The organism is Rhizobium sp. SVR5-9E (assembly GCF_056755095.1).
In genome coordinates this window covers 1-4467 of record NZ_JBNDHS010000178.1, presented here as the reverse complement: position 1 = coordinate 4467, position 4467 = coordinate 1, and the positions used below count along the sequence as shown (strand labels likewise).

Below are 4467 nucleotides of genomic sequence, written 5' to 3'. Positions count from 1 at the left end.
GCGGGGTGGAGCAGCCCGGTAGCTCGTCAGGCTCATAACCTGAAGGCCGCAGGTTCAAATCCTGCCCCCGCAACCAACCACAACGATCATATCCGCAAAAAGCCCGCCGGTTAGGTGGGTTTTTGCGTTCCAGGGCGCGGTCAACGGCGCGTCAAGGGCCGCAACAAGGCAAAGCCGACAAAACGGGCAGAAGACAGCAGATCCTGCCCCCGCAACCAAACCTACAAGCGGATCCTTCGATTGTGCCACTTGGTGTCCCGCGAAAGGGAAGTCGTGCTCTACGGAAAAGCTCATTCGCTAAAAGGATGATCGCCGTTAGATCGAAATGCGTAGAATATGTTCTCTTCTTTTTCGACTATAATTCCGGGATCCAAGCATTGAACGATCCTCATATTGATCGTGGCAATTTTGCGAGAGGGGCATGCCATGTATCGCAATGCTCGCCGGTGGGGTTCCCGGTCAACACGAGTGGATTTGTTGGCTCCACGGTGGGTGGCCGCCAGCGGAAAGGTGAGGACGCGCAAGACTACCTACGGGAGCGAGAATGCTTCTCAACTTGCTTCATTCGTGCAAACTGCGGATGGGAACAGGCATGGCGCCTCGGTTGACAGTCTCGTCAACGATTCTACGCTCCATGATCACGACAGTGGCCAAGGAGACGAAGTAGCTTCCGACGCGGACGGTCAGGTCAATATCGACCACGCACTGCCGTCGTTGACCGACCCGTTCGCAACGAGGGGAATTCAAAGCGATGATTCTGCCGCGGCTCTCGCCGGTGTGCCGGGTTATGCACCTTTCAGACGGGACGCGAATGGGTCTCCATACGGGACTGCATCGCCATTTCATGGTGCCCACGCTGGAATTGGTCCTATAGGCGACGATCCTTTGTCTCCGTTTCTACCGCAAAGCCCCGCTCCGACAGCGTCAGGGCGAGGTTCGGCCACTGTGACGGGCGAGCCTGCTGCTTCGGGTAACGTCGTAATCCTCGAGTCGACTCCGTCAGCGCAGGCGACTGCGCACGTTGCTGGATCTCATTCATTTTTGGCGTTTGGCATGCCCTTTGGAGTCTGCGGGTGCGGCTACTTTACCTCTCCCACGCGAATTCTTGATTGGGCCCAGGGCAACGGCATGCTTCAACGGGACGGTCAATTGCCGGGGACCAGGCTGACCGAGGGACCGGACTATGTGCCGACAGTCAAGGGGACAACCGGCGCCTCGATCAGCGACCCGCTTCTGGATCGTGACGTGTCCACTTTCTCCGGCTGGAACGGAACCGCAAGGTGGACAGAATCAGCGGCCCGGAATGGGTCATTGCCAGGCGGCGGCGAGACTGGAACGGGAACCGCTACCTCCAAAGGTATCGGCATCCTTTCCGGTTCGGTTACCGGACCGTTGGGCACGCAGGGGAAGGTGACGCAGAATCTGGCGGCCGCGGCCATCAACCCGATCGTGGCGGAAAACCAGAAGCAGGGCAATCCTGAAAGCGAATGGGGTATCGACGGTGCCGGTAGCTCCAACATCGAGGGGTTCGCGACCGACATTAGCGTCGACAACGGCAAGGCGATTAGCTTCAAGATCAATACGAATTCCACCAACTATCGAATCGATATTTACCGGCTCGGCTATTATGGCGGCATGGGCGCGCGCAAGGTTACCACCCTGCAGCACACCGGATTGCAGACACAGCCCAATCCGTTGCGCAATGCCTCGACCGGAACGGTGGATGCCGGCAACTGGGCAGTCTCGGCGTCGTGGACCGTACCAGAGGACGCCGTCTCAGGCGTCTATATTGCCAAGCTCGTGCGTCAGGATGGCACGTTCGGCGAGAACCATATCCCGTTCATCGTGCGCGACGACGACAGCCATAGCGACGTCGTCTTCCAGACCGCAGACGAGACCTGGCAGGCGTATAACGGCTGGGGTGGTGCAAACTTTTATGGCGGCAATGGCCCGGCGACGGGGCAGGGTTCTGGTCGCGCCTATGCAGTCAGCTACAATAGACCGATTGCGACCCGCGGCGGGGTCGGCACCTTTGCCGGTCCCCAAGACTATCTGTTCGGTGCCGAGTACGCAGGCATCTACTGGCTGGAACAGAACGGCTATGATGTTTCGTACATGTCGGGCGTCGACGTCGACCGTTATGGCAGTTTATTGCTCAATCATAAGATGTATCTTGATGCTGGGCACGACGAATATTGGTCCGGACAGCAGCGGGCCAATGTCGAAGCTGCACGCGACGCGGGCGTTAACCTGCAGTTCTGGAGCGGTAACGAGGTTTACTGGCGCACTCGTTGGGGCAACAGCTACAGTAGCGACGTCACGCCCTATCGCACCCTTATCTCCTACAAGGAGACATGGTCGCCCGGCAGCAGCATTGACCCCTCCAACGAATGGACAGGCACCTTCCGCGATCCGCGCCTCAGCCCACCCGCCGTCGGTGGCGGAAACCCGGAAAACTCACTGACCGGCCAGTTGTTTAAGGTCGACGATGTCGGCGGTAATCTTCAGGCGATCACGGTTCCCTACGATGACGCCAACTTGCGCTTTTGGCGCGATACGAGCGTTGCCAATCTTCAGCCCGGCCAGACGGCAACACTCACCAGAAACTATCTCGGTTATGAGTGGGACGAAGCGACGGACAATGGCTTCGATCCGGCTGGCCTCGTGAAGCTGTCGTCAACGACACTTCCGGTGAGCACTTACCTGCTCGACTACGGAAACACGACAGGCAACGGCGTCTCAACCCACAATCTGACGCTTTATCGGGCGCCCAGCGGAGCGCTCGTCTTCGGCGCTGGAACGGTCTATTGGGCCTGGGGTCTGAGCGACAACCACGACCTCCAGGTGACACCGACCGATCCCCGCGTGCGGCAGGCAATGGTCAATCTGCTTGCCGACATGGGTATCCAGCCTGGAACGCTGCAATCCGGGCTCGTCGCCGCGACCGCTTCGACTGACCATACCGCCCCAACCTCGACGATCACGGTGCCCGCAAATGTCGCCGCTGGGAACACGGTGACGATTACGGGCACTTCCTCGGATGTCGGCGGTGTGATCGCTGGCGTAGAGGTTTCGACGGACAATGGTGCGAGCTGGCATCCGGCGACAGGTGATGAGAACTGGACGTACACGTGGACGCCGCAGCTTGCTGGCACCTATACAATTCGCTCTCGTGCCGTCGACGATAGCATCAATTTGGAATCACCATCGGCAGGACGAACGGTCACCGTAACCACGCCGAGCTTTATCTCGCTGCTCGGGTCAGCGACACCTGCCGTCGTAAACACCAACGATACGTCCGCCATCGAGCTCGGGGTCAGATTCCAGACGTCGGCGGCCGGCACCGTCAGTGGTATCCGGTTCTACAAGGGCAGCCAAGATACCGGCACCCATACCGGCTCGCTGTGGTCGAGCACCGGTACGCGGCTGGCGACCCTTACGTTCACCAACGAGACCGCCAGCGGCTGGCAGAGCGCGACCTTCTCCAGCCCCGTTACGCTGACGCCGGGTGCCACCTACACGGCCTCCTACCACACTGATGTCGGCCATTACTCCACGACTTCCAACTACTTCACCGCAGATGTCACGAGCGGTCCGTTGACGGCGCCAGCCAGCGGCAACGGCGTCTACCGCTATGGTAGCACGAGCCAGTTTCCGAACAGCACCTTTCAGGCGGAGAACTACTGGGTCGACGTCATGTTCAACCCGTCGACCTCAGGCAACACGACGCCGACGGCGGTTGCCGATGCGGGGGATGCGACCGAGAAGGGCGGTACCGCCAACGGTTCGGGCGGCGTGGGCGCCAGCGGCAACGTGCTCGCCAACGACACCGATCCGGATGCCGGCGACACCAAGACCGTCAGCGCGGTCAGCTTCGGCGCGACGGCCGGCACGCTCGGCACCGCCCTCAACGGCACGTATGGCAGTCTCGTGCTCAATGCGTCGGGCGCCTATACCTATGCCATCAACGAGAACAATACCGCCGTGCAGGCGTTGCGGCAGTCCACCAATACGCTGAGCGATGCCTTCAGCTACACCATGCGTGACACTGCCGGCGCCACCGCCGCGGCCACGCTGACCGTCACCATCCACGGCGCCAACGACGCGCCGGTGCTCGCGGCCCAGACCGCCACCCAGAACGCCACCGTCGGCACGGCCTTTTCGTTTGTGCTGCCGGCCAGCACCTTCACCGATGTCGACAGCGGCGAAACGCTCGCCTATACGGCAACCGCCGACGACGGCTCGTCGCTTCCCGCCTGGCTGAGCTTCAACCAGGCGACGCGGACCTTCAGCGGCACGCCGACGACAGCCGGCACGTCCGGCATCAAGGTGACGGCGACCGATCTCGGCGGCCTTGCCGCTAGCGAGACCTTCAACATCGCCGTGTCGACGACCTCAGGCAACACGACGCCGACGGCGGTTGCCGATGCGGGGGATGCGACCGAGAAGGGCGGTACCGCCAACGGT

At 61.0% G+C, this 4467-nt stretch carries 1 protein-coding gene; it reads left to right on the top strand.

Going from position 1 to position 4467, the window contains the following annotated elements:
* Window positions 1-426: 426 nt before the first annotated feature.
* Window positions 427-4467, top strand: a 4041-nt coding sequence (locus ACPYOJ_RS33865) for a N,N-dimethylformamidase beta subunit family domain-containing protein (protein ID WP_481420153.1), incomplete at its 3' end; no start/stop codon positions are given.